This is a genomic window from Streptomyces sp. MS19 (genome assembly GCF_047200595.1).
Lineage (GTDB): Bacteria > Actinomycetota > Actinomycetes > Streptomycetales > Streptomycetaceae > Streptomyces.
The window spans coordinates 1-1,231 of record NZ_JBJZOH010000092.1 but is presented as its reverse complement, the minus strand read 5'-3'; the positions used below and the strand labels follow the sequence as shown (position 1 = coordinate 1,231).

Here is a 1,231-nt window from a genome sequence, read left to right as displayed (position 1 = left end):
GCTAGACCGTGGCGAAATCGATGCTGTGTTCGCGGCCGGAGCGCCGGAGTCCGATGGAGGCGTACCGCGTGGCGAGATGCGCCCGGCGCCGCTCGGTCTCCTCGTGGGAGATCCAGTACCGCTCGGGCGGTTCGCCCCACGCGGCGATGTACGCGGCGTGCGTGTAGTCGCCGTGCCTGTAGTCGGTGTGTTCCTGGTCGGTCTGGTGGATGACGCTGACGCCGACGCGCGCGGTGATGCGGGCCAAGAGCTGCGGCTGAGCGATCATCGCGTGTGACATTTCGTCCACGGGCACGGCGACGGGGATTTCCGCCGCGTGCTCGTCGCCCGTCATCTCGTAGACGGCCGCCTTGAGAACCAGCGCGCGCAGCCCCTCTTCCAACAGGGCGGGGGCGTCCTTCTCAAGGTGCCACTGGGAGATCACCGGAAACCCGGTGAAGCACTCCCAGTCGGAGGAGTACTCCAAGGTGGCGGTCTCGAACGCCCGGTACTCCGGGTCCGCCTTGATGGCGGTCAGGATCTCGGTCGCTCGCCGCGCCACCGTGCCGGCGGGCGGGCGAAGGGTGTCTGTGGTCACTGTGCAACTCCACTTCTGGCTGGTGGATGTGCCGTGAACTGCTGCCGCTTACTCCGCGGCGGGGGGCTTACCGCTACCGAACCTCTTGTACGGGGGTTCAGTCGTCGCGTCGGTACCGTCCGATCCGAACCGGAGGTACGGGGGCGCGACGGGCGGGTTCGGGGGCACCGGCGGGTTCTTGTCCGGCGCGGTCGGCCCCGGCGGACGCCCTCCGGGCGGGGGCGAGGACGGGCCGCGCGGCGGCTTCTTCGCCTCGGGCGCGTCCTGGCGGTTCTTCTTGAGGGCGTTCAGGATGCGATCCGGGAGAACACCGCCGCATACAGCGTGCGTCCACAGTTCGCAGTCGGTCGCACTGCCGCTTCGACCGGGGGCGCGTCCGCCCCGTCCTACCGGCTTGCGCCACATGGTGCCCCCTGCCGCCGTTGCACAGTCAGTGCCAATGGCACTACTGGCAGTGTGCCCGCTGGGAGTGCCCGTACGGGGGCGGTTCGCGAAGTCCGGGGGGTGTCCCCGAACGAGAGTGCTGATCACTGGTCCACCTTTCGCCGTTGCATCGGGTGGTGCAGGGACCGCCCCGGACGGCACCACGACATCGGGATGCCGTCCGGGACGGGTCGAGCGGCGCACACCCCCCGCCCCGCACGCGGGACACGG

The 1,231-nt window shown here is 70.0% G+C and carries 1 protein-coding gene; it reads right to left on the bottom strand.

Features of this window, described 5'->3' with window-relative positions:
* Position 1 precedes the first annotated feature (1 nt).
* Positions 2–577, bottom strand: coding sequence for a hypothetical protein (locus tag ACL02R_RS30015; RefSeq protein ID WP_412800116.1), 576 nt, complete (start codon positions 575–577; stop codon positions 2–4).
* Positions 578–1,231 lie beyond the last annotated feature (654 nt).